This window comes from Curtobacterium sp. MCSS17_007, assembly GCF_003234175.2.
In the GTDB taxonomy this organism is placed as follows: domain Bacteria; phylum Actinomycetota; class Actinomycetes; order Actinomycetales; family Microbacteriaceae; genus Curtobacterium.
In genome coordinates, this window is record NZ_CP126257.1 from 1,140,154 (window position 1) to 1,162,910 (window position 22,757).

At 68.9% G+C, this 22,757-nt stretch carries 18 protein-coding genes and 3 rRNA genes; 17 read left to right on the forward strand and 4 right to left on the reverse strand.

Going from position 1 to position 22,757, the window contains the following annotated elements; translation table 11 throughout:
• Nucleotides 1-211: 211 nt before the first annotated feature.
• Genes DEJ22_RS05350 through DEJ22_RS05370 form a run of 5 tightly spaced genes read left to right on the forward strand, consistent with a single transcriptional unit; the run spans nucleotide 212 to nucleotide 2,336 of the window.
• Nucleotides 212-676, forward strand: a complete 465-nt coding sequence (locus DEJ22_RS05350) for an Asp23/Gls24 family envelope stress response protein (RefSeq protein ID WP_111227468.1) — start codon at nucleotides 212-214, stop codon at nucleotides 674-676.
• On the forward strand, nucleotides 669-860 hold the full coding sequence (locus tag DEJ22_RS05355) for a DUF2273 domain-containing protein (RefSeq protein WP_111227467.1): 192 nt from the start codon (nucleotides 669-671) through the stop codon (nucleotides 858-860). The genes DEJ22_RS05350 and DEJ22_RS05355 overlap by 8 nt, the downstream gene beginning before the upstream one ends.
• The gene (locus DEJ22_RS05360) at nucleotides 857-1,189 is read left to right on the forward strand and encodes a hypothetical protein (protein WP_111227466.1); all 333 of its coding nucleotides are present in this window, start codon (nucleotides 857-859) and stop codon (nucleotides 1,187-1,189) included. The genes DEJ22_RS05355 and DEJ22_RS05360 overlap by 4 nt, the downstream gene beginning before the upstream one ends.
• Nucleotides 1,190-1,200: 11 nt before the next feature.
• On the forward strand, nucleotides 1,201-1,776 hold the full coding sequence (locus tag DEJ22_RS05365) for an Asp23/Gls24 family envelope stress response protein (RefSeq protein WP_284174809.1): 576 nt from the start codon (nucleotides 1,201-1,203) through the stop codon (nucleotides 1,774-1,776).
• On the forward strand, nucleotides 1,773-2,336 hold the full coding sequence (locus DEJ22_RS05370; RefSeq protein ID WP_284174810.1) for an Asp23/Gls24 family envelope stress response protein: 564 nt from the start codon (nucleotides 1,773-1,775) through the stop codon (nucleotides 2,334-2,336). Before DEJ22_RS05365 ends, DEJ22_RS05370 begins: the two co-directional genes overlap by 4 nt.
• A gap of 84 nt (nucleotides 2,337-2,420) precedes the next feature.
• Here the strand turns inward: DEJ22_RS05370 and DEJ22_RS05375 are convergent, their stop codons facing one another.
• Together DEJ22_RS05375 and DEJ22_RS05380 are read right to left on the reverse strand one after the other, a co-directional pair.
• A complete protein-coding gene (locus DEJ22_RS05375; protein ID WP_111228545.1) occupies nucleotides 2,421-3,023 on the reverse strand; it encodes a dihydrofolate reductase family protein in 603 nt (200 codons plus the stop codon).
• 39 nt (nucleotides 3,024-3,062) lie between these two features.
• On the reverse strand, nucleotides 3,063-3,614 hold the full coding sequence (locus DEJ22_RS05380; protein ID WP_111228546.1) for a tetratricopeptide repeat protein: 552 nt from the start codon (nucleotides 3,612-3,614) through the stop codon (nucleotides 3,063-3,065).
• 142 nt (nucleotides 3,615-3,756) lie between these two features.
• On the opposite strand from DEJ22_RS05380, the gene DEJ22_RS05385 reads away from it, so the two are divergent.
• Nucleotides 3,757-5,247 carry a protein kinase domain-containing protein gene (locus DEJ22_RS05385; protein ID WP_111228544.1) on the forward strand — a complete coding sequence of 497 codons (1,491 nt, stop codon included), beginning with the start codon at nucleotides 3,757-3,759 and terminating at the stop codon, nucleotides 5,245-5,247.
• A gap of 6 nt (nucleotides 5,248-5,253) precedes the next feature.
• Here DEJ22_RS05385 and DEJ22_RS05390 read toward each other — a convergent pair whose 3' ends face one another.
• Nucleotides 5,254-5,508: a zinc-ribbon domain-containing protein gene (locus DEJ22_RS05390; RefSeq protein WP_111228543.1), complete on the reverse strand. Its 255-nt coding sequence runs from the start codon at nucleotides 5,506-5,508 to the stop codon at nucleotides 5,254-5,256.
• A gap of 153 nt (nucleotides 5,509-5,661) precedes the next feature.
• On the reverse strand, nucleotides 5,662-6,360 hold the full coding sequence (locus DEJ22_RS05395; protein ID WP_111228542.1) for a class I SAM-dependent methyltransferase: 699 nt from the start codon (nucleotides 6,358-6,360) through the stop codon (nucleotides 5,662-5,664).
• Nucleotides 6,361-6,719: 359 nt separating this feature from the next.
• On the opposite strand from DEJ22_RS05395, the gene DEJ22_RS05400 reads away from it, so the two are divergent.
• From DEJ22_RS05400 to DEJ22_RS05450, 11 genes are all read left to right on the forward strand, one after another.
• Nucleotides 6,720-6,887 carry a hypothetical protein gene (locus DEJ22_RS05400; RefSeq protein WP_181431000.1) on the forward strand — a complete coding sequence of 56 codons (168 nt, stop codon included), beginning with the start codon at nucleotides 6,720-6,722 and terminating at the stop codon, nucleotides 6,885-6,887.
• Complete coding sequence (locus DEJ22_RS05405) at nucleotides 6,884-7,930, forward strand: helix-turn-helix domain-containing protein (RefSeq protein WP_111228541.1); 1,047 nt, start codon at nucleotides 6,884-6,886, stop codon at nucleotides 7,928-7,930. Before DEJ22_RS05400 ends, DEJ22_RS05405 begins: the two co-directional genes overlap by 4 nt.
• 104 nt (nucleotides 7,931-8,034) lie before the next feature.
• A complete protein-coding gene (locus DEJ22_RS05410) occupies nucleotides 8,035-8,910 on the forward strand; it encodes an alpha/beta fold hydrolase (RefSeq protein WP_111228540.1) in 876 nt (291 codons plus the stop codon).
• Nucleotides 8,911-9,059: 149 nt separating this feature from the next.
• Entirely contained in the window at nucleotides 9,060-9,992 is a 933-nt protein-coding gene (locus tag DEJ22_RS05415; RefSeq protein WP_111228539.1) for a C40 family peptidase, read from the forward strand.
• 46 nt (nucleotides 9,993-10,038) lie between these two features.
• Nucleotides 10,039-11,271, forward strand: a complete 1,233-nt coding sequence (gene rlmN / locus DEJ22_RS05420; RefSeq protein ID WP_111228538.1) for a dual-specificity RNA methyltransferase RlmN — start codon at nucleotides 10,039-10,041, stop codon at nucleotides 11,269-11,271.
• A gap of 588 nt (nucleotides 11,272-11,859) precedes the next feature.
• Nucleotides 11,860-13,381: ribosomal RNA gene (locus DEJ22_RS05425) — 16S ribosomal RNA — on the forward strand.
• 422 nt (nucleotides 13,382-13,803) lie between these two features.
• Nucleotides 13,804-16,931, forward strand: a 23S ribosomal RNA gene (locus DEJ22_RS05430).
• Between the two features lie 139 nt (nucleotides 16,932-17,070).
• A 5S ribosomal RNA gene (gene rrf, locus DEJ22_RS05435) occupies nucleotides 17,071-17,187 on the forward strand.
• The 16S, 23S and 5S rRNA genes sit together here, the layout of an rRNA operon.
• 116 nt (nucleotides 17,188-17,303) lie before the next feature.
• A complete protein-coding gene (locus DEJ22_RS05440) occupies nucleotides 17,304-18,467 on the forward strand; it encodes an ROK family transcriptional regulator (protein ID WP_111225679.1) in 1,164 nt (387 codons plus the stop codon).
• A gap of 93 nt (nucleotides 18,468-18,560) precedes the next feature.
• Nucleotides 18,561-20,576 (forward strand): beta-galactosidase, encoded by a 2,016-nt coding sequence (locus DEJ22_RS05445; RefSeq protein WP_258379488.1) that lies wholly within the window; start codon nucleotides 18,561-18,563, stop codon nucleotides 20,574-20,576.
• Nucleotides 20,573-22,726 (forward strand): alpha-galactosidase, encoded by a 2,154-nt coding sequence (locus tag DEJ22_RS05450; RefSeq protein ID WP_111225680.1) that lies wholly within the window; start codon nucleotides 20,573-20,575, stop codon nucleotides 22,724-22,726. The genes DEJ22_RS05445 and DEJ22_RS05450 overlap by 4 nt, the downstream gene beginning before the upstream one ends.
• Nucleotides 22,727-22,757 lie beyond the last annotated feature (31 nt).

Below are 22,757 nucleotides of genomic sequence, written 5' to 3' on the forward strand. Positions count from 1 at the left end.
GCGGACGGAGCGCACCGGTGCTGTCCGGTTGCGCACCACAACGCCCGCCCCGAACTGCGTTCGGGGTACAAGAACGGCCCGAGAAGCCTGTTTCCTGGGGAAATGCTCGACCCGGAACGGGGGACGTGACGAACCTCGGTGTCAGCCCGTCTCATCCGTGAACAGCAACCGCTGGGAACGAGTCCCGGCGGGCACTCGAAGGGAGCAACCAATGGCTGACACCACCACGACCACCCCCGCGACCACCGCGGCAGCGACCCGCTCGACCGGGACCCACACGACCGGTGCGAACACCTCGGGCAAGACCACGATCGACGACACCGTCGTCTCGAAGGTCGCCGGCATCGCCGCCCGCGAGGTCAACGGCGTGCACTCGCTCGGCAACGGCGCTGCCCGTGCCATCGGCGCGCTGCGCGACAAGATCGGGCAGCGCGACTACGGGCAGGGCGTCAAGGTCGAGGTCGGCGAGAAGCAGGTCGCCGCCGACGTCGTGATCGTCGCGGAGTACCCGGTGTCGTTGCAGGAGGTCGCGGACGGTGTCCGTTCGTCGGTCGCTCGTGCGCTGCAGCAGATCGTGGGCATGGAGGTCGCCGAGGTGAACGTGACCGTGCAGGACGTCTTCATCCCGGGTGACGACGACGACAACGAGGACAAGAAGGAGTCGCGCGTTGAGTAACACACTCGTCGGCGCGCTGATCGGCGCGATCCTGGCTGTCGTGGCACTGCAGTTCGGGTTCTGGGGCTTCGTCCTGGTGGTCGTGTTCGGCCTGATCGGTGCCCTCGTGGCCGCGATCACGTCCGGCAAGATCGACCGCGGCGCCCTGACCGACGTGCTGACCGGACGCCGGAGCTCCCGGTGAACGCCGGCCCGGTAGGAGTCGACGCGACTGCCGTCCCGGGCCGCGTCGAGATCACCGCACGAGCACTCACGGCGCTCGCGCGGGCAGCCGCAGCCGAACAGCTCGGCGTGCCCGCGAAGCGCCTGCGTGTGGGACTCGACGACGACCGCGGGTCCATCGCCCTCGACGTCACGGGACCCATCCGCGAACGAGCCGACATCGTCGGGGCGGCCTCCGCGGCCGCCGAAGCGGTGGGCCGCAGGGTGGGCGAGTTGTCGGGACGTCACGTGGGTCGGGCCCACATCGAACTGACCGGGATCGTGCGTGAGCACGAGGGCCGGGTCCGGTAGGAGGAGCAACCATGAGCACTGAACAGCTCGAGAAGCGGCTGCGTCGTCGCAGCATCCACCGGTCCCGGTCCACCGCGGTCGCGATCACCCTGGTCGTGGTGGCGGTGGTCGCGGCGTGGATCGGCACCGAAGCGGTCCTGAAGGCCATCGGGCAGGGGCCGCTGCTGGCGGACCCGCAGACCGTGGTCGACACCGCCCTCAAGCCGGACGCGGCGTTCACGACCATCGCCGAGGTCATCGCCGCCGCCCTGGTCATCGCCGGCATCGTCCTGGTCGTCCTCGCAGTGAAGCCTGGTCGGCAGCCCCGGTCCGGGATCGACCGTGACCGTGGTGCGGTCGTGATCGACACCCGCATCCTGGCCTCCACCGCCGCGAACGCCGCCGCCCACGCAGCCGGCGTGCCCGAGTCCAACACGTCCGCGTCCGCACGCGGGCACCGCACCGAGGTGCACGTGGTGCCCCTGTCCGGCATCCCCGTCGACACCCACGTCGTCGAGCACGCCGTCCAGGAACGACTCGGCCGGCTCGGCGGGAAGCACGGCACCGCCGTGACGGTCACCGTGGACCAGAAGGGAACCCTGGCATGACCAGCACCAACCGCGGCTTCAACCGGGTCCTGCTGTTCCTGATCGGCCTGATCGCGATCATCGTCGGCGTCGTCATCGGCGCCGGCGTCCTGCAACCCGTCCGCGACGCCCTGCAGCAGTACGTCACCCTCCCGGAGCAGGTCATCGTCCCCGACACCGCACTGTGGATCATCGCCGCGATCTGCGTCGTGGTGATCGTCCTGGCGTTGGTCGTGGTGTCCACCCGTGGTGGTGGCGGCACCAGTGTCGCGGTCCGGGAACGCTCCGGCGACGACCAGGTCACCGTGAACGTCGCGCTCGTGCGGGACGTCATCGACCACGAACTCGCCGGCGTCCACGACATCGTCACCTCCAAGGTCGACACGTACCTGGTGAAGAAGACCCGCGCCGCACGCATCAGGGTCCACGTCCGCCGGGGTGGTGACGCGATCACCGTCCTCGACGCCGTCGACCACGCCCTGACCACCCTCGACCACACCCTCGGCCGGCAGATCCCGGTCCTGGTCCACCTCACCGGCGGCACCCGCACCGCACTGACACGCACCACCCGCGTCCAGTAGGACCACGAACGACGGGAGGCGCGGTGCCGGCCGGCACCGCGCCTCCCGTCCGTCGCGTCGGGGCTGCTGAACCCCCGCACTGCGTCAGTGCTGCACGTCGTAGCGGTGGAGCACCACCCCGTTGTCGAAGCGCTTCGTCTCGAGCAGGTCGAGCAGGAGCGGCGGACGTCGGCCGGACGCGGGCGGGTCGAAGAGCGGCCGACCGCCGCCGAGCACGGCAGGGTGCACGAAGAGCAGCAGCTCGTCGACGAGACCCGCGTCGAGCAGCTGGGTCGCGAGGGTCGCACCGCCGACCGCGACGTCCCCGGAACCCTCGGCACGGATGGCTGCGAGCTCCTCGATCGCGTTCCCGTCGGCACCGATGACCCGCGTGTTGTGGTCGGCCGTCGTCCGCGTCCGCGACACCAGGACCTTCGGCTGCGCCGTCCAGATCTCGCCGTACTCGCGCTCGACCGGCAGGGAGTCCTCGTCGTAGCGGGCGTCCGGCCAGTACGGGTCCATCAGCTCGCGGACGACCCGGCCCTCGACCGACAGGGTCATCGCTCGGGCGCGGTCGTTGAACTCCTGGTGGAGCTGCTCGTCGATGCGGACCCAGCCGGGGCCGTCCGGTCCGCTGTGCTCCCCGGGGGCGGCTTCGATGTACCCGTCCACCGAGACGTTCATCCAGTACACGAACCGTGCGGGCATCGCAGACTCCTTCGTCGGGCCGACCGTTCGCGGCCGAGGCTACCGCTGCGGGTCCGACGTGCGCGAGGGGTCGTCGTCGGTGAGCGCGGCGGCGTACGCACGGACCGACCGGTTGTACCGGGGGAGCGTCGGCTCCAGGGCCTCGACTGCGACCCGGAGCGCTTCGTCCACCCGCCCGGCGCTGTGCAGGGCGAGCGCCAGGAACACCCGCGGGGCCGCTCCCGTCGCGGGGTGTGCCGGGGCGTCGCGGAGCATCGTGATCGCCTCGTCCACCCGTCCGAGGTTCCGGAGCGTCGACGCGTGCTGCACGACGAGCTGCGCAGCGCGGTCCGGGTCGACGTCCGCCAGTCCGGACGCCGTCGCCGCCGCGTAGTGCTCGTGTGCCTCGGCCTCGCGACCGCCGGAGTCGTGCGCGCCCCCGAGCTCGAACGCACCGAGCGCGGGGTGCGGTGCGTCGGCGGCGATGTCCCGCATCCGGTCGATCCGCTCGGTGTCGTCGACGGAGCCGTCCGCCCAGAGCGCCGCGACCCGTTCCTCCCAGGCGTGGTCGGTGCCGTCGGATCCGGTCGTCGCGGTGTCGTGGTCGCTCATGTCGCCCACGCTAGCGGCGCACCGGTGCACCGCCGAGCGCGGCCCCGGTGCGCCGGACGGTCCGCCGAGCGTGGCACGGCGGACGCGACGGCCACGGGGATGCGAAGATGCATCGTTGCCCGCAGACGACGACGAGGGACCAATGGGACACGACGACGACGCCGCGCCGCTCCTCGACGGTCGGTACCGCATCGAAGGCGCGATCGGCCAGGGCGGCATGTCCGTGGTCTACCGCGCCACCGACGAGAGCCTGCACCGCCCGGTCGCCGTGAAGCTCTTCCACCCCGGGTCGGTCGACATCGCCCGGCAGGAGGCCGAACTCGGCGTGCTCGCCGCCCTCGAGCACCACAACCTCGTGAGCCTGCTCGACGCCGGGGTCGTGACCGGGGCCGACGGCACCGCGCAGCGCTTCCTCGTGATGTCGCTCGTCGTCGGACAGGACCTCGAGGCGCGGCTGTCCGTAGGGCCCCTGGCGTCGCGGCACATCGCCGAGATCGGCTACGACATGGCCGAGGCGCTCGACTACATCCACGCCCGCGGGGTCGTGCACCGGGACATCAAGCCGTCGAACATCCTGCTCGTCGACTACGGCAACGCCTCCGAGCGCGCCCGGGCACGCCTGACGGACTTCGGGATCGCGCTGGCGGCGGGGGTGGAGCGGCTCACCGCCGACGGGGTGACCACCGGCACGGCCGCGTACCTCAGCCCCGAGCAGGCCCGCGGCGCCGACGTCGGTCCGGCGAGCGACGTGTACTCGCTCGGCCTCGTCCTGCTGCAGTGCTTCACCCGGCGGCGCGAGTTCCCCGGGTCGCTCGTCGAGTCGGCCATCGCCCGGCTCTCCCGTGACCCGGTGGTGCCGGAGCCGCTGTCCGAGCCGTGGAAGCACCTGCTCCGGGCGATGACCGCACAGGACCCGGCGGCCCGACCCCTCGGCGGGCAGCTCGTCACGATGCTGCGGGACGTGCTGATCGCCGAGACGACGGGCGCGGCGACGGGCGCGGACGCGACCGGCGCGCAGCAGCAGGGCACGGCGACGGCGGAGCCCGCCGCCGCGCAGCCCGGCGCCCCGTCCACCGGGCAGCACCGTGCGACGAACCAGACCGGGCAGCACCAGTCCGGCCAGCAGCACCCGGCCGCCGACACGGGGCGCCCGGCCACCCTCGACACGCTGCCCGAGGAGTCGCTGCAGCGCACCGTCGCGATGGCCGCCCGGCTGTTCGACGCGCCGATCGCACTGGTCGACGTCCTCGACGAGGACCGCGAGTGGACGCAGTCGTGGATCGCCGAGGGCATCGACGAGGCCGCGCGGAGCATCTCGTTCCGGAGCGGCTTCGCCCCGGTCCCCGTGCCCGTGGTCATCCCCGACGGCTCGGTGCACCCGGAGATGCGGCAGAGCCCCCTCGTCACCGGCCCGCTCGGCATCCGCTTCTACGTCAGCGTCCCGCTGCTCCGGCACGACGGCACCGCCGTGGGCACCCTCGCCGTGCTCGACGTCCGACCGCGCGAGGCGACCGAGGCGGACCTCGCCAACCTCCGCGACCTGGCCGCGCTCGCGGTCACCCAGCTGGAGATCCGGCAGGAGACCCTGCGCACCACGAGCGACGCGCTGCCGCTCGACGGCGGCACGCGCTGACGCGGATCAGGCGCCGGGGTGCCCGGCCGCCCACGCCTGCGCGTGGTCGGCCTGCTCCGCCGTCAGCCGCGTGACGGCACCGCAGTTGACGCACTCGTTCCGGTAGGACCGCGACAGTGGCACGAGCGGCACGAAGAACAGGCTGAGCTTGGTGGTGCGTCGGACCACCCGCTGCGCCGCGTGCACGCCGCAGACCCCGCAGACGAAGTGGACCACGGTGAGCAGGGTGTCGGTGCCGCGGGTGCCGAAGATCAGGAACACGTCGGCGACGCTACGCGAGTGACGCCCGCCGACCGTCAGACGTCGACGATCGTCGCGCGGAACGACCTGACCAGGGGTGTCCTCGGCCGACGACCTCGAGCGTGGCGAGCACCCCGTCCGTCGTGCTCCCGTCCGCCGCGCTGCCGCCCGCGGTCACCGATCGGACGGTCCGCCGTCGGGCCGCCGACGCACCAGCACGACGCCGTCGACGGTGTCGTGCCGGTGGCCGTCGGGCCCCGTCGTCGTGCGCGGGCGACCCTCGGCGACGACGACCTGCCACCCGTCGTCGAGCCCCATCGCGGCCAGGTCGTGCGCGGGCGTGGGGAACCGGTACGAGCGGAACTCCTCGGGGAGTCCGGCGTGCGGTGGTGCGGCGTGCGCCGTGACCAGCAGGTGCCCGCCCGGTGCGACGAAGGACGTCGCCCGGTGCAGGATGGCGTCGCGCGGGATCTCGACCGGCCAGGACTGCAGGAACGACGCCGTCACCAGGTCGAACCGTTGCCCGGGAGCCGGCGTCCACGTCGCCAGGTCCGCCGCGACGAACGCCGTCCGATCGGCGACCCCCGCCGCGTCGGCCGCCCGCTCGGCCCGCGCCACGGCGGTCGACGACAGGTCGACGCCCGTGGCGGTCCAGCCCTGCTCGGCGAGCCAGACGACGTCCCCGCCCTCGCCGCAGCCGAGGTCGAGCGCCCGACCGCCACCGCGCGGCAGGTCGGCGGCGACCTCGGCGAGCACGGCGTTCACCCGACCGGACCAGATCCCGTCCGACCCGGCGTACCGCGCCTCCCACCAGGCGAGCGCGGACGCGGGGAGGTCCGCAGCCCGCTGCGCTGCGTCGTCGTGTTCGTGCATCCGCCCAGTGCAGCGTGTCCGAACGACCGGACGCAAGACCCGTTGCCGGACCGGCAACGGCGGGCGGGGGTCACGAGCCGGTGACGGACGACGGGGGACCGGTCGACCGGGGCGACCGGACGCGGGCGGGAGGCGCGTGCCGGGCCCGCACCGCGCCTCCCGTCCGCCGCTCGCGCACCCGCGTTCCGCCCGGTCCGTCCGAAGTGCGCGGACCGCCGCTCCGTCCCGGGGACGGTCGCGACGTCGCGCGTACCGTCGCGACCACGACGAGTTCGTCCGGTGACCGCCACCACCCAGCCGCAGGATCCGCCGATCCCGAGGGCCGCGGCACCGGGCGTGCGTGATGCAGGGAGCACGAGATGTCGACGTACGAGGCTGACCAGCGCGTCCAGCAGGTCAAGATCACCAGCTACCGGAACCTCCGGCGCGCCGCGCGTCGGGGATGGGTCGTGCCGGACGGTGGCGTGGCGCCGTCGCTCGCGGACCTCGCACGGGTCCGCGGTCCAGGAGGCGGTGCCCGCACGTGATCACCGCGACCGACGTCCCGCCCGCGGAGGACCACGCCGTCGAGCTCCGCCGCACGTCGGTGCGCGAGGTCCTGCGCAGCGGCACCGACCCGGACGAGGCCCGTGCCTTCTACGAGTCGGTGTACGACGGCCGCGACCTGGTGTTCCAGCCCGACGACGAGGAGGCGTTCTCCTTCCGCTACCGATCCACGGGCGACGGGCGCGTCAGCCTCCGGACCTCGTCGGTCTCGGTGCAGAGCACGGGGGTGCTCGCGCCCGAACGGCAGTACCTGCTCGCGTGGTCGGTCGAAGGTGGTGTCGTCGTGGACCCCGACCGTGAGGACGGCGTCACCCTCCGTCCGGGCGTCCCGGTGATGTGTCCCGCCGGCCGTCCGTTCACGGTGACGGCGCCGCCCGGCACGCTGCACCTGGTGCACTTCGACGCCGACTTCCTCGAAGCGGTCGCCGTCGTCGGCGGCACCGACGCCCCGGTGCCGCTGGCGTTCCCGGTGGCCGTGCCGTCCACCCGCCTCGCGCCGTTGCAGCGGGTCCTCCGCGAGGTCGCCGAGCCGATGCTCGACGTGGACGTCGCGGACGGGGAGCGGGCGATGCTCGACCTCCGTCTCGCCCAGGCGGTGCTCGATGCCTTCCGCCCCGGCCCGGACACCGGCCCGCCCGACGCGCCGGTCGCCGCCCTCGAGCGCGCCAAGGCGTACATGTACGCCCACTTCGCCCGGCCGTTGTCGGCGGCGGAGATCGCCGCCGCGGCGGACTGCAGCGTGCGGACGCTGCAGGAGACCTTCCAACGGCAGGAGCGCACCACCCCGTCCGCGTTCCTGCGTGACCTCCGGCTCGAGAAGGCCCGGCTCGCGCTGCAGCTCGCCGACGCCCGTGAGACATCGGTGTCCGCCGTCGCGCACTCGTGCGGGTTCCGCCACATGGGGCGGTTCTCCGGCGCCTACGGCGCGCGGTACGGGGAGCACCCGGGGGAGACGCTCCGCGGACAACGACGGCGGATCGCCGTCGCCGGGGGCGGACGGTCCCTCGCGCCCCGCTCGTTCTGAGGCCCGCCGTCGGCTGTCCGGACCCGCAGGTCTGCCGGGAGACACACGGTGCGTCCACCAGGTCCGCCGGGTCCGTCCCATGGTGCGCTGGGTACCGTGCAGGGATGCAGTCGGGAACGTCGCCGAGCACCGGCACGGCCAGGATCGCGGTCGCCGTGCGCGGGACCGGCGCTCCGGTCCTCGTCCTGCACGGCACCCCCGGCGCGATCCGGGCGGCCGACGTGATGGCGCGCTTCCTGCCGTCCGACCGCTTCCGTGTCGTGACGCTCTCCCGCCCCGGGTACACGGGCACGTCGCTGGTCCCCGAGCACGCCTCGCTCGACGACGAGGTCGACCGGTACGCCGCGCTCCTCGACGACCTCGGCATCGACCGGGTCGCGGTGCTCGCCTGGTCCGGCGGGGGACCGGCCGCCTACCGCTTCGCAGTCCGCCACCCCCACCGGCTCCGGGCACTGGTCGTCGTCGCGGGACTCTCCGCGCGCTGGGCGCCACCGACGCCCTCGCCCGCCGAGTGGGTGGTCGCGCACACCACCCTCGGGGCCGTCGCCGCGGCGCTCGCCGGGCGGCTGCTGCCGTCCGTGGTCGTCCGGACGGCCGAGGCGGGCGTCAGCTCGCTCCGCGGCCGCGCACTGTCCGACCACGTGGCCGACGTGCTGCACGACCGGGCACGGCGCCGGGTCGTGATCGACCTCTCGACGAGCGGCAACGCCGGCGGTCGGAACCGACCCGGGTGGGACAACGACGTGCGGGTGCTCGGCGCGGTGGACGACCTCGACCTCGGTGCCGTCGCGGCCCCGACGCTCCTCGTGCACGGCGACGCCGACACCGAGGTCCCCCTCGAGCACAGCGCCCGCGCCGCCGCGGCCGTGCCGGACGCCGAACTCGTGACGCTGCCCGGCGGCACGCACTTCGGACTCTGGGACCACCGCGACGCGCTCGCGCTGCAGGAGCGCGTGCGCGCCCACCTCGAGCGCGGCTGAGGCGCTGCGCTCCGGACACCCCGACCGCGCCCCGAGGAGCGGCGCAGGCTGAGACGAACCGCAGGAACCGGGGCACACTGCTCAGGCGGTCACAGGTCCGTGACCAATACGTTATCTTCCCGAGTCGTTCGATCGACCCGGAAGGAACCATGGGACGTCACGCCCTGCCCGCAGCCCCCGACGGCGACCAGTCGGCAGCACCCGAGCCGACCGCACCCGCCGAGCTGCGCCGCCCCCGTGGTCGCCGCGCCGCCCTCGGTCCCGCCGTCGCCCGTGCCACCTTCGTCGAGCACACGAAGCCCGCCCGCACGGTCACGCTGTCCGCGCCACGTCCGGTCGCCTCGACCGCGGTCGCCGGGTCCGCGGTGCTCTCCCGCACCGCCGCACTCCGTGCGGAGCGTGCTGCCGACCCGCGGCACGTCCGCCGGGCCGCGAACGCCAAGCGTGCGGCGATCCTGCTCGCACCCGCGCTCGCCGTGACCTCGAGCCTCACCCTCGCGGTACCCGCGAACGCTGCTCCGGAGTCCTCCGCGCAGGGTTCGTCGGCGACCGTCGCCGGGTACGACGCCCAGTCCTTCACCGTCGCCCGTGACGTCGAGGTGCCGGTCGTGCAGACCGACGGCATGACGACCACCACGACCGTCGTGTCCTACCCCACGATCGTCACGAAGTGGGGCGTCACGACCCAGCAGGCCGAGGGCGCCATCTCGAAGGTGCTGTCCGCCGGCGGCAAGCGCGCGACCATCGTGTCGACGGCCCTGCAGTACATGGGCGACCCGTACCTCGAGGGTGGTGCCAGCCACTCCGGCATCGACTGCTCCGGTCTGACGATGGTGGCGTACGCGGCCGTCGGGATCCCGCTCGTGCACTACGTGCCGACGCAGGACGCCGTCGCGACGACGATCCCCGGGTCCGAGGCGCTGCCCGGCGACCTGGTCGTCTTCGACAACGAGGACCACGTCGGCATCTTCCTCGGCGACGGTCTCGTGCTGCAGGCGCCGCACCCGGGCGACCCGGTCGACATCGTGCCGGTGTACGCGAACGCGCACCACTTCGCACGGCTCCTGCCGGCGGGGGAGTGACGGACCCCCGTCCCGGGGCCTTGCGCGCCTCCCGTAAACTGGAGTGATGGCCACCGAGACCCGCACCCCGTTCGAAGAGCAGCGTTCCGCTCGTCCGCAGGTGCGCCCGCGCACCGAGGGGTGGACCCAGGCGCAGGACTCGGCGGGCCGTCCGCTCCTGCAGTTCGCGTCGCCGAAGCGGGGCAAGCCGCCGGTGCACCTGGCCGACATGACGGTGGAGGAACGGGTCGAGAAGGTCAAGGAGCTCGGCCTGCCCGGCTTCCGCGCGAAGCAGTTGTCGACGCACTACTTCACGCACTGGTCGTCGGACCCGGCGACGATGACCGACCTGCCCGCCGCCCAGCGTGAGGAGCTCGTTGCGGGCATGCTGCCGCCGCTGCTCACCGAGACCCGTCGTCTGGCGACCGACAAGGGCGACACGATCAAGTTCCTCTGGAAGCTGCACGACGGCGCACTGGTGGAGTCGGTGCTCATGCGCTACCCCGGTCGGATCACCCTCTGCGTCTCGTCGCAGGCCGGGTGCGGCATGAACTGCCCGTTCTGCGCCACCGGACAGGCCGGCCTCACGCGCAACATGTCGACGGCCGAGATCATCGAGCAGATCGTCCGTGCGAACGCGGCCATCGCCGCCGGTGAGCTCGGGGGCGACCCGCGCAAGGGCGGGCAGGACCGCGTCGACGCCGAGCGCGTCACGAACATCGTCTTCATGGGCATGGGGGAGCCGCTCGCGAACTACAAGCGGGTGATGGACGCCGTCCGGACGATGATCGCGCCGCAGCCGCACGGGCTCGGCATGAGCGCTCGTGGCATCACGGTGTCGACGGTCGGCCTGGTGCCGGCCATCAAGAAGCTCGCGGACGAGGACATCCCGCTGACCTTCGCGCTCTCGCTGCACGCGCCGGACGACGAGCTCCGCGACGAGCTCATCCCGGTGAACTCGCGGTGGAAGGCCGACGAGGCGATCGACGCCGCCTACGAGTACTACGCGAAGACGGGGCGCCGCGTCTCGATCGAGTACGCGCTCATCAAGGACATGAACGACCACGCGTGGCGCGCCGACCTGCTCGCCGAGAAGCTCAACGCGCGCGGCAAGGGCTGGGTGCACGTCAACCCGATCCCGCTCAACCCGACGCCGGGCTCGGTCTGGACCTCGTCCGAGCCCCACGTGCAGGACGAGTTCGTCCGGCGGCTCAACGCCGCCGGCATCCCGACGACCCTCCGCGACACCCGCGGCAAGGAGATCGACGGCGCCTGCGGCCAGTTGGCTGCGGCGGAGTAGACCGTTCGGCGGTCCAGCCTGGAGGCACGGTGCGGTTCCGCACCGTGCCTCCCGTCGTTCCCGGGTCGGGACCCACGTCGGGCGGCCGTCGATGGAGCAGCAGACGTCGGCTCACGGGTGCCCACTCGACATCGACTGCTCCATCGTCGAGCGCGATCGGCTGCGTGGTACCCCTCCTTCCGCGAGTTCTCGGGGAAGTCGGGGGACGACACGCCCGGGCGTCGACCCGGTTCGCCGAGCCCCTGGAGCGTGTGTAGAGTAATCACTCGTTGCCGCTGAGGCGGAGAACGGAACGGCCGAGACGGTCACCGGGTTCACCTGGGGATCTTGTCCGCCACGGTTCTTCCCCGGCAACGAACTTCCAGTCCCTCTGGCGGAGCTCCTTCTGGAGTCGAGTGGGGGGTGCGTCTGGTCCTTGAGAACTCAACAGCGTGCACATTGTCAATGCCAATTATTTTGACCCCGTGCCTGGCCTGCTTCGGTGGGTTGGGTCGGAGACAATTCCTTTTGGATTGAAGATTGTCCAGTGGACAGTCAACGGTCAGTATCAACTCGGCCTGCTGCTTCGGTGGTGGGTTGGTAATTTTTTTTACGGAGAGTTTGATCCTGGCTCAGGACGAACGCTGGCGGCGTGCTTAACACATGCAAGTCGAACGATGATCAGGAGCTTGCTCCTGTGATTAGTGGCGAACGGGTGAGTAACACGTGAGTAACCTGCCCCTGACTCTGGGATAAGCGTTGGAAACGACGTCTAATACTGGATATGATCACTGGCCGCATGGTCTGGTGGTGGAAAGATTTTTTGGTTGGGGATGGACTCGCGGCCTATCAGCTTGTTGGTGAGGTAATGGCTCACCAAGGCGACGACGGGTAGCCGGCCTGAGAGGGTGACCGGCCACACTGGGACTGAGACACGGCCCAGACTCCTACGGGAGGCAGCAGTGGGGAATATTGCACAATGGGCGAAAGCCTGATGCAGCAACGCCGCGTGAGGGATGACGGCCTTCGGGTTGTAAACCTCTTTTAGTAGGGAAGAAGCGAAAGTGACGGTACCTGCAGAAAAAGCACCGGCTAACTACGTGCCAGCAGCCGCGGTAATACGTAGGGTGCAAGCGTTGTCCGGAATTATTGGGCGTAAAGAGCTCGTAGGCGGTTTGTCGCGTCTGCTGTGAAATCCCGAGGCTCAACCTCGGGCTTGCAGTGGGTACGGGCAGACTAGAGTGCGGTAGGGGAGATTGGAATTCCTGGTGTAGCGGTGGAATGCGCAGATATCAGGAGGAACACCGATGGCGAAGGCAGATCTCTGGGCCGTAACTGACGCTGAGGAGCGAAAGCGTGGGGAGCGAACAGGATTAGATACCCTGGTAGTCCACGCCGTAAACGTTGGGCGCTAGATGTAGGGACCTTTCCACGGTTTCTGTGTCGTAGCTAACGCATTAAGCGCCCCGCCTGGGGAGTACGGCCGCAAGGCTAAAACTCAAAGGAATTGACGGGGGCCCGCACAAGCGGCGGAGCATGCGGATTAATTCGATGCAACGCGAAGAACCTTACCAAGGCTTGACATACACCGGAAACGGCCAGAGATGGTCGCCCCCTTGTGGTCGGTGTACAGGTGGTGCATGGTTGTCGTCAGCTCGTGTCGTGAGATGTTGGGTTAAGTCCCGCAACGAGCGCAACCCTCGTTCTATGTTGCCAGCGCGTTATGGCGGGGACTCATAGGAGACTGCCGGGGTCAACTCGGAGGAAGGTGGGGATGACGTCAAATCATCATGCCCCTTATGTCTTGGGCTTCACGCATGCTACAATGGCCGGTACAAAGGGCTGCGATACCGTAAGGTGGAGCGAATCCCAAAAAGCCGGTCTCAGTTCGGATTGAGGTCTGCAACTCGACCTCATGAAGTCGGAGTCGCTAGTAATCGCAGATCAGCAACGCTGCGGTGAATACGTTCCCGGGCCTTGTACACACCGCCCGTCAAGTCATGAAAGTCGGTAACACCCGAAGCCGGTGGCCTAACCCTTGTGGAAGGAGCCGTCGAAGGTGGGATCGGTGATTAGGACTAAGTCGTAACAAGGTAGCCGTACCGGAAGGTGCGGCTGGATCACCTCCTTTCTAAGGAGCATCTGGTTCCAGTTCGCTGGGATCCAGGCGCCGTTTCGGACCGAACGTGTCCGACGGTTAGCTCATGGGTGGAACATTGACAGTGCAGTCGGGAGCGCGTCTTCCGGTCTTAGTACGCCAGTTCGCTGGTTGGAAGGGGTCGGGGGTGAGCGGGTCGGCTGGTGCACGTTGTTGGGTCCTGAGGGACCAGGCTTCCTGCCGGTTGGTGTCTTCGGATGCTGGCGTTGGTAGGGGTTGGGCCGGAACGGTCCTTCGGTGGGCCACGTGAAGCGGACTGGTTTGGTTCGGGGAGTGTGGTGCCGATCGTATGTTGAGAACTACACAGTGGACGCGAGCATCTTAGATCGCTCGTGACGATGACGAAGCTTTCGGGCTTGGTTGTTGTTCGAGTCGATCGCAATTTTAATCTTTGTGGTCAAGTTTCTAAGAGCAAACGGTGGATGCCTTGGCATCTGGAGCCGAAGAAGGACGTAGAAATCTGCGATAAGCCTCGGGGAGCTGATAATCGAGCTGTGAGCCGAGGATTTCCGAATGGGGAAACCCCGCCAGGCGACTTGTCGACCTGGTGACTCCCGCCTGAATATATAGGGCGGGTAGAGGGAACGTGGGGAAGTGAAACATCTCAGTACCCACAGGAAGAGAAAACAACATGTGATTCCGTGAGTAGTGGCGAGCGAAAGCGGATGAGGCTAAACCGATCATGTGTGATAGCCGGCGGGCGTTGCATGGTCGGGGTTGTGGGACACGTCGCTCAGTTCTGCCGGACTGGGGCGGTTACAGCGCATCATAGTCGAACCGGTTTGAAAGCCGGGCCGTAGTGGGTGCCAGCCCCGTAGACGAAATGGTGTTATGGCCGGATGTGTATCCCAAGTAGCACGGGGCCCGAGAAATCCCGTGTGAATCTGTCAGGACCACCTGATAAGCCTAAATACTCCCAGATGACCGATAGCGGACAAGTACCGTGAGGGAAAGGTGAAAAGTACCCCGGGAGGGGAGTGAAATAGTACCTGAAACCGTTTGCTTACAAACCGTCGGAGCCTCCTTGTAGGGGTGACGGCGTGCCTTTTGAAGAATGAGCCTGCGAGTTAGCGATATGTGGCGAGGTTAACCCGTGTGGGGTAGCCGTAGCGAAAGCGAGTCTGAATAGGGCGGTTCAGTCGCATGTCCTAGACCCGAAGCGAAGTGATCTATCCATGGCCAGGTTGAAGCGACGGTAAGACGTCGTGGAGGACCGAACCCACTTCAGTTGAAAATGGAGGGGATGAGCTGTGGATAGGGGTGAAAGGCCAATCAAACTTCGTGATAGCTGGTTCTCTCCGAAATGCATTTAGGTGCAGCGTTGCGTGTTTCTCGCCGGAGGTAGAGCTACTGGATGGCCGATGGGCCTCAACAGGTTACTGACGTCAGCCAAACTCCGAATGCCGGTGAGTGAGAGCGCAGCAGTGAGACGGTGGGGGATAAGCTTCATCGTCGAGAGGGAAACAACCCAGACTACCAACTAAGGCCCCTAAGCGTGTGCTAAGTGGGAAAGGATGTGGAGTTGCACAGACAACCAGGAGGTTGGCTTAGAAGCAGCCACCCTTGAAAGAGTGCGTAATAGCTCACTGGTCAAGTGATTCCGCGCCGACAATGTAACGGGGCTCAAGCACACCGCCGAAGTTGTAGATTTCGCACACAGACAAGCCTTCGTGGTTCAGTCGTGCGGAGTGGTAGGAGAGCGTCGTGTGGCGAGTGAAGCGGCGGAGTAATCCAGCCGTGGACGCTACACGAGTGAGAATGCAGGCATGAGTAGCGAAAGACGGGTGAGAAACCCGTCCTCCGAAAGACCAAGGGTTCCAGGGCCAGGTTAATCCGCCCTGGGTAAGTCGGGACCTAAGGCGAGGCCGACAGGCGTAGTCGATGGACAACGGGTTGATATTCCCGTACCGGCGAACAACCGCCCAAGCTAATCCAGTGGTGCTAAGAGTCCTAACCCGGCTCACCGGATCCCTTCGGGGTGATGGTGTCCGGTCTAACGCTCGACCCCATGCTGGTGCGGCTAGCGTATGAACAGGTGTGACGCAGGAAGGTAGCTGAGCCAGGCGATGGTATCCGTAAGGTGAACCTGGTGTAAGGATGTAGGGCTGACGATAGGCAAATCCGTCGTCTGTGTGCCTGAGATCCGACGCGTACCCGTTAGGGGAAATCAGTGATCCTATGCTGCCGAGAAAAGCATCGACGCGAGGTTGCAGCCGCCCGTACCCGAAACCGACTCAGGTGGTCAGGTAGAGAATACCAAGGAGATCGAGAGAATCGTGGTTAAGGAACTCGGCAAAATGCCCCCGTAACTTCGGGAGAAGGGGGGCCGGACACGTGATACGACTTCTCGTTGTTGAGCGTTGAAGGCCGCAGAGACCAGTGGGAAGCGACTGTTTACTAAAAACACAGGTCCGTGCGAAGTCGCAAGACGATGTATACGGACTGACGCCTGCCCGGTGCTGGAAGGTTAAGAGGAAGGGTTAGCCCTCGGGCGAAGCTCTGAATTTAAGCCCCAGTAAACGGCGGTGGTAACTATAACCATCCTAAGGTAGCGAAATTCCTTGTCGGGTAAGTTCCGACCTGCACGAATGGCGTAACGACTTCCCAGCTGTCTCAACCGCGAACTCGGCGAAATTGCACTACGAGTAAAGATGCTCGTTACGCGCAGCAGGACGGAAAGACCCCGTGACCTTTACTACAGTTTGGTATTGGTGTTCGGAGTGGCTTGTGTAGGATAGGTGGGAGACTGTGAAGCGGGCACGCTAGTGTTCGTGGAGTCATTGTTGAAATACCACTCTGGTCACTTTGGATGTCTAACGTAGGACCCTGATCGGGTTCATGGACAGTGCCTGATGGGTAGTTTAACTGGGGCGGTTGCCTCCCAAAGAGTAACGGAGGCGCCCAAAGGTTCCCTCAACCTGGTTGGCAATCAGGTGGCGAGTGTAAGTGCACAAGGGAGCTTGACTGTGAGACTGACAGGTCGAGCAGGGACGAAAGTCGGGACTAGTGATCCGGCAGTGGCTTGTGGAAGCGCTGTCGCTCAACGGATAAAAGGTACCTCGGGGATAACAGGCTGATCTTGCCCAAGAGTCCATATCGACGGCATGGTTTGGCACCTCGATGTCGGCTCGTCGCATCCTGGGGCTGGAGTAGGTCCCAAGGGTTGGGCTGTTCGCCCATTAAAGCGGTACGCGAGCTGGGTTTAGAACGTCGTGAGACAGTTCGGTCCCTATCCGCTGCGCGCGTTGGAAATTTGAGAAGATCTATCCCTAGTACGAGAGGACCGGGATGGACGAACCTCTGGTGTGTCAGTTGTTCTGCCAAGGGCACCGCTGATTAGCTACGTTCGGACCGGATAACCGCTGAAAGCATCTAAGCGGGAAGCCGTCTTCGAGATGAGATTTCCATGCACCTTGAGTGTGAGAGGCTCCCAGCAGACTACTGGGTTGATAGGCCGGATGTGGAAGCGGGGACTAACGACCCGTGGAGCTGACCGGTACTAATAAGCCGAAGACTTGACAACACAACTTTTACCGTGGCGGTTCACCGCTGCGGGCTCGCGTCCACTTTGTGGTTCCCGACAGACGATCGGGAATCAAACTGAATACTTCAGCAATGAGCTTGAAGGAACGGTTTTGATCCAAAGATTGGGTCGAAGGTGTTCCGGTGGTCATAGCGAGAGGGAAACGCCCGGTCACATTCCGAACCCGGAAGCTAAGCCTCTCAGCGCCGATGGTACTGCAAGGGGGACCTTGTGGGAGAGTAGGACGCCGCCGGACTCAACGTTGCAACACCAGGAAACCCCTGACCAGCACTGGTCAGGGGTTTCCTGCGTTCACGGGGTCCGTCGGCAGGCGTCCGCAGCAGTAGGATCGGCCGACGACGAAGGAGAGCGATGACCGATCACCTCGAGGTCGCGCTCCCGGAGCCGGGAGCCGTCTGGCCGGTGCTGACCGATGCCACCCGAGCGGCACTGCGCGAGATCCTCGTGCACGGTGTGCTCTCCCGCGCGGAGATCGCCCGGGCGCTCGGGTTGTCGCGAGCGAGCCTGACCCGCGCTGTGCGGACGCTGCAGGAGCACGGGTTCGTCACGGAGGTGGGCACCGGTGTCCGCGGCGCCACCGGTCGGCCGTCCGAGCTGCTGCGGGCGAGTGCGGGCGAGTGGGAGTTCGTCGGGGTGAAGCTCACGCGGGACCGCATCTACGCCGCGGTCACGGACCTCGGTGGTCGCGTGCTGGCGCTGCACGAGGAAGCCCTGCGGGACACCGAGCCCGGCGTGCTCGTGGCGCAGGTCGCCGAGGTCGTCCGGGAGCTCCGACGGTCGTCGCCGGCGATCTGCGCGCTCGGCGTCTCCGTTCCCGGGGACGTCGTCACGCGAGACGGGGTCACCGTGGTGGAGGTGTCGCAGTTCCTCGGGTGGCGTGACGTGCCGTTGTCCGGTCTCCTCGAGGTGGCGACCGGGCTCACGACCCACACGTCGAACGACGTCGACGCCCTGACGGCGAAGGAGCACTGGATCGGCGCCGGTGCCGGGGTGCGGTCGATGGCACTCGTCACGGTCGGCACGGGTGTCGGGTTCGGCCTGGTGACGAACGGTGAGGTGTCCGAGGGGTCCCACGGGCGCTTCGGTCGTGTCGGGCACCTGCCGGTGCACGGCGGCGGCCCCGACTGCGGAGTCGGGCACCACGGGTGCGTGTCGAGCTACCTGCCGAGCTCGATCATCGCGAAGAACGCCGGCGCCCCCGAGGACTCCTACGACGAGGTCGTCGAGCGGGCACGGACGGGGGAACCGCAGGCGCTCCAGGCCTTCCGTGACGCCGGCAGGGCCCTCGGTTCGCTCCTCTCCTCGGTCGTGACACTCGTGGACCCGGAATCGATCGTCCTCACCGGCGACGGACTGCCGGTGTACGACATCGCCCGGACCGAGGTCGACGAGGCGTTCCGGCAGGGCCTGCGTCCGTACGACGCGGCGGTCACCGTCATCGTGCAGCCGTTCGAGTTCTCCGAGTGGGCACGCGCGGCAGCGGTGCTGGCGATCCGCCGGTCCCTCCGGTACTGATCCTCGTGGCCCTCGTGGCCGCTTAGTTACACGAGTTGACAAACGTCATCGGCGGACGGGATGCTGGTCATGTCCACCGTCGAAGGAGATGTCGTGACCGCTGCCCGTTCCGTGCCCTGGCTCACCGAAGGGCTGTCCTTCGGAGGTGACTACAGTCCCGAGCAGTGGCCGCGCGAGGTGTGGGACGAGGACGTCCGCCTGATGCGTGAGGCCGGGGTGAACCTGGTCACGGTCGGGGTGTTCTCGTGGGCGTTGCTCGAGCGGTCGCCGGGGGAGTACACCTGGTCGTGGCTCGACGAGGTGCTCGACCTGCTGCACGCCGACGGCATCGCGGTCGACCTCGCGACGCCGACGGCGGCTCCGCCGAACTGGCTGCTGACCGCGCACCCCGAGGTACTCCCGGTCGACGCCAGCGAACGACGCGAGCGCCCCGGCGGACGACTCGGCTGGTGCCCCGCCTCCCCGCTGTTCCGCGAGCACGCGCTCCGCATCGTCGGAGCGATCGCCGAGCGCTACGGCCGGCACCCCGCCGTGCGGCTCTGGCACGTCAGCAACGAACTCGGCGGCGGCAACGGGCGCTGCTTCTGCGAGGTGTCGGCAGCGGACTTCCGACGGTGGCTCCGTGAGCGGTACCCGGACGTCGACGCGGCGAACGCGGCGTGGGGCACGGCCTTCTGGGGCCACACCTACACGTCCTTCGACGAGGTCTCGCCCCCGCGCGGAGTCGGTGGGGCGCCCAACCCGGGTCTCGCGCTCGACTTCGAGCGGTACTCATCGGACGCCCTGTTCGCGCACTACGCCGCCGAGCGTGAGGTCATCGAGCAGCACTCGGACGTCCCCGTGACGACGAACTTCATGGTCGGGGCCGGCTCGCACGTCGTCGACTACGCCGAGTGGGCACGGCACGTCGCGATCCCGGCGAACGACCACTACACGCTCGTCGACGACCCGGACCGGGCCGAGGACCTGGCGGTGTCCGCCGACCGGATGCGCGGCATCGCCCGCGGGCGGACGCCGTGGCTGCTCATGGAGCACTCGACCGGCGGCCCGAGCTGGCAGCAGCGCAACCGTGCGAAGGCGCCCGGCGAGCTGGTCCGGAACTCGCTCGCGCACGTCGCCCGCGGGTCGGACGGCGCGCTGTTCTTCCAGTGGCGTGCGTCGACGGCCGGTGCCGAGCAGTTCCACTCCGCGATGGTCCCGCACGCCGGTACCCGCACCCGTGTCTGGCGTGAGGTGTGCAGCCTCGGCCGCGCGCTCCGGGCGCTCGGCCCGGTGCAGGGTGCTCCGGTGGAGCCCGCACGGGTCGCGATCGTGGTGGACGAGGCCTCCGGCTGGGCGCTGCAGACCGGTCTGAAGCCGCACCGCGGGCTGCGGTACGGCCACGAGGTCCGGGCGTGGCACACCGCGTTCTGGCGTCGGCAGGTCACGACGGACGTGGTGCCGCTCGACGCCGACCTCGCCGGGTACGACGTGGTCGTCCTGCCGACGCTCTTCGTCGTCGATGCGGCTTCGGCAGCGCGCATCAGCGCCGTGGTCGACCGCGGCGCGACCCTGCTCGTCACCTACGCGTCGGGCATCGTGGACGAGACCGCTCGGGTGCTGGCCGGGGGCTACCCGGGCGCGTTCCGCGAGGTGCTCGGTGTCTGGGCGGAGGAGTTCGTCCCGCTCCAGCGCGACGAGCACGCGCGGCTCGACGACGGCACGGTGGTCACCGACTGGGCCGAGGACCTCGTGGTCGAGGACGCCGACGTGGTGCTGCGCCACGCCGACGGACCGCTCGCCGGTCGCCCGGCGGTCACCCGCCGCGCCGTCGGCGGTGGCGCCTGGTACGTGTCCGCGATGCTCGCCCAGGACGGCGTGCAGCGGATCGTCGACCGGGTCGTCGAGGAGCGGGCGGTGCCGCGGACGGTCACCGCGCCTCCCGGCCTGGAGGCGGTGCGTCGCGTCCGCGACGACGGTTCCGGGGTCCTGTTCCTCATCAACCACCGCGACGACGACGTCACGGTGGTCGCGTCCGGTACGGACCTGCTCGACGGTTCCGGGCAGGGCCCGGAGACGGTCGTGCCCGCCGGTGACGTCCGCGTGCTCCTCGAGGCGGCGACGGCATGACCGTCGTGGACCGCGACGTCGCGGCGATCGGCCTGCCGGAGCGGGTCGTGCACGTGTTGCGTGGCGGCGGCGTCGGGCTGGTCGTCGCGACACGGTCGGACGGGCTCCCCGAGGTGCTGCACTGGGGCCGGGACACCGGGCCGGTGTCGACGTCGGACGCGCACGACCTCGTGCTCGCGCAGGACCGTGCGGTCTCACCGAGTGCGTACGACGCCGCGTGGCCGCTCACCCTGTTGCCCACCGAGCACGACGGGTGGGAGGGACGACCGGGGATCGCCGGCCAGGTCGGTAACCGGCCGCTCGTGCCGGTCTGGCGCGAGGTCGCCGTCGCCGGGACCGAGGACGAGCTCCTGGTGGACGCCGTCTCCGACGCGCTGACGCTGCGCCTCGTCCTCACGCTCGACGCAGCCGGCGTCCTGCGGGTCCGGCAGACCGTGACGAACACCGGTGCCGAGGAGGTCGAGCTGTCCGCGCTGGAGGCCGTGTTGCCGGTGGGCGACCGCGCGGCCGAGGTACTCGACCTCGCCGGCAGGTGGACGCGGGAGCGGACCCCGCAGCGGCGGGCACTCACCGACGGGGTGCACGTGCGCGAGAGCCGCCGCGGGCGCACCGGGCACGACGCCCCGACGCTGACGGTGCTCGGCACGGCCGGCTTCGACGACGCGCTCGGCGAACTGTGGGCCGTGCACCCGGCGTGGAGCGCGGACACCGTGCACCGCATCGACCGGTTGGCGGAGGCCCGGACCCTGCTCGGCGCGGGCGAACTGCTGCGGGCCGGCGAGGTGGTCCTCCGACCGGAGGAGACCTTCACCGCGCCCGAGACGGTCTTCGTCTGGAGCGACGCCGGACTCGACGGGCTGTCCGCGCGGTTGCACGACTCGCTCCGCGCGCGGCCCGGGCACCCGGCCACCCCGCGTCCGGTGGTCCTCAACACGTGGGAGGCGGTGTACTTCCGGCAGGAGCTCGAACCGCTGCTCGACCTCGCGCGGGCCGCGGCGGACGTCGGGGTCGAGCGGTTCGTGCTCGACGACGGATGGTTCACGGGCCGACGGTCCGACACGACGTCGCTCGGCGACTGGACGGTCGACGCCGAGGTGTGGCCGGACGGGCTCGGACCACTCGTCGACGGGGTGCGCGCGCTCGGGATGGACTTCGGGCTGTGGTTCGAGCCGGAGTGCGTCAGCCCGGTGTCGGCCCTCGCCGAGGCGCACCCGGACTGGTTCCTGCAGGACCCCGGTGACTCGCGGACCTGGCGGCACGAGTACACGCTCGACTTCGCGGACCCCGCGGTCCGTGAGCACGTGCTCGACCGGATGTCCGCGGTGATCGAGGAGCACCACGTCGACTTCGTGAAGTGGGACCAGAACCGGGACGTCGTGCAGACCGTGCACGCCGGACGGGTCGGCCTCGGCGCCCACACGCGTGGCGTGTACGCGGTGATGGACGAGCTGCGGCGGCGGCACCCGTGGTTGGAGATCGAGGCGTGCGCGTCCGGCGGTGCCCGGGTGGACCTCGGCGTGCTCGAGCGGACCGACCGGGTGTGGGCCTCCGACTCGAACGACGCGGTGGAACGGCTGGCGATCCAGCGGTGGACCGAGCTGCTGCTCCCGCCGGAGCTGATCGGCTCGCACGTCGGACCCGAGGTCTCGCACACGACGGGGCGGCACCTCGACCTGGACTTCCGGATGGCCGTGTCGTTGTTCGGCAGCGCCGGTATCGAGACCGACGTGACGCGCTGCACGGCCGCCGAGCGCGACCGGCTGCGGGAGTGGACGGCGCTCTACAAGCGGGAGCGCGGATTGCTGCACACCGGGCGGGTGCACCACGTCGACCTCGGCGACCCCGGCCTCGGCACGACGATCGTGGTCGGGGCGGACCGGAGCAAGGCGCTCGCACGCGTCGTGCGGAGCGTGACCGGACCGCGGGCGCTCGCGGTGCCGCTGCGGTTCCGCGGGCTCGACCGCCAGCGGCGCTACCGCGTCGCCCCGGTGACCGGGCTGCGCGTGCCGGAGGGCGTCGACGTCACCCGGACACCGTGGTTGGAGCAGGGGAGCGTCGAGCTGCCCGGTGCGGTGCTCGAGGACCTCGGCGTCCGGCTGCCGTCGCTCGCGCCCGGCACCGCGCTGGTGCTCGAAGCGCAGGCGGTCTGAACCGACGACGAACGGGGTCCTGCGCGTGCAG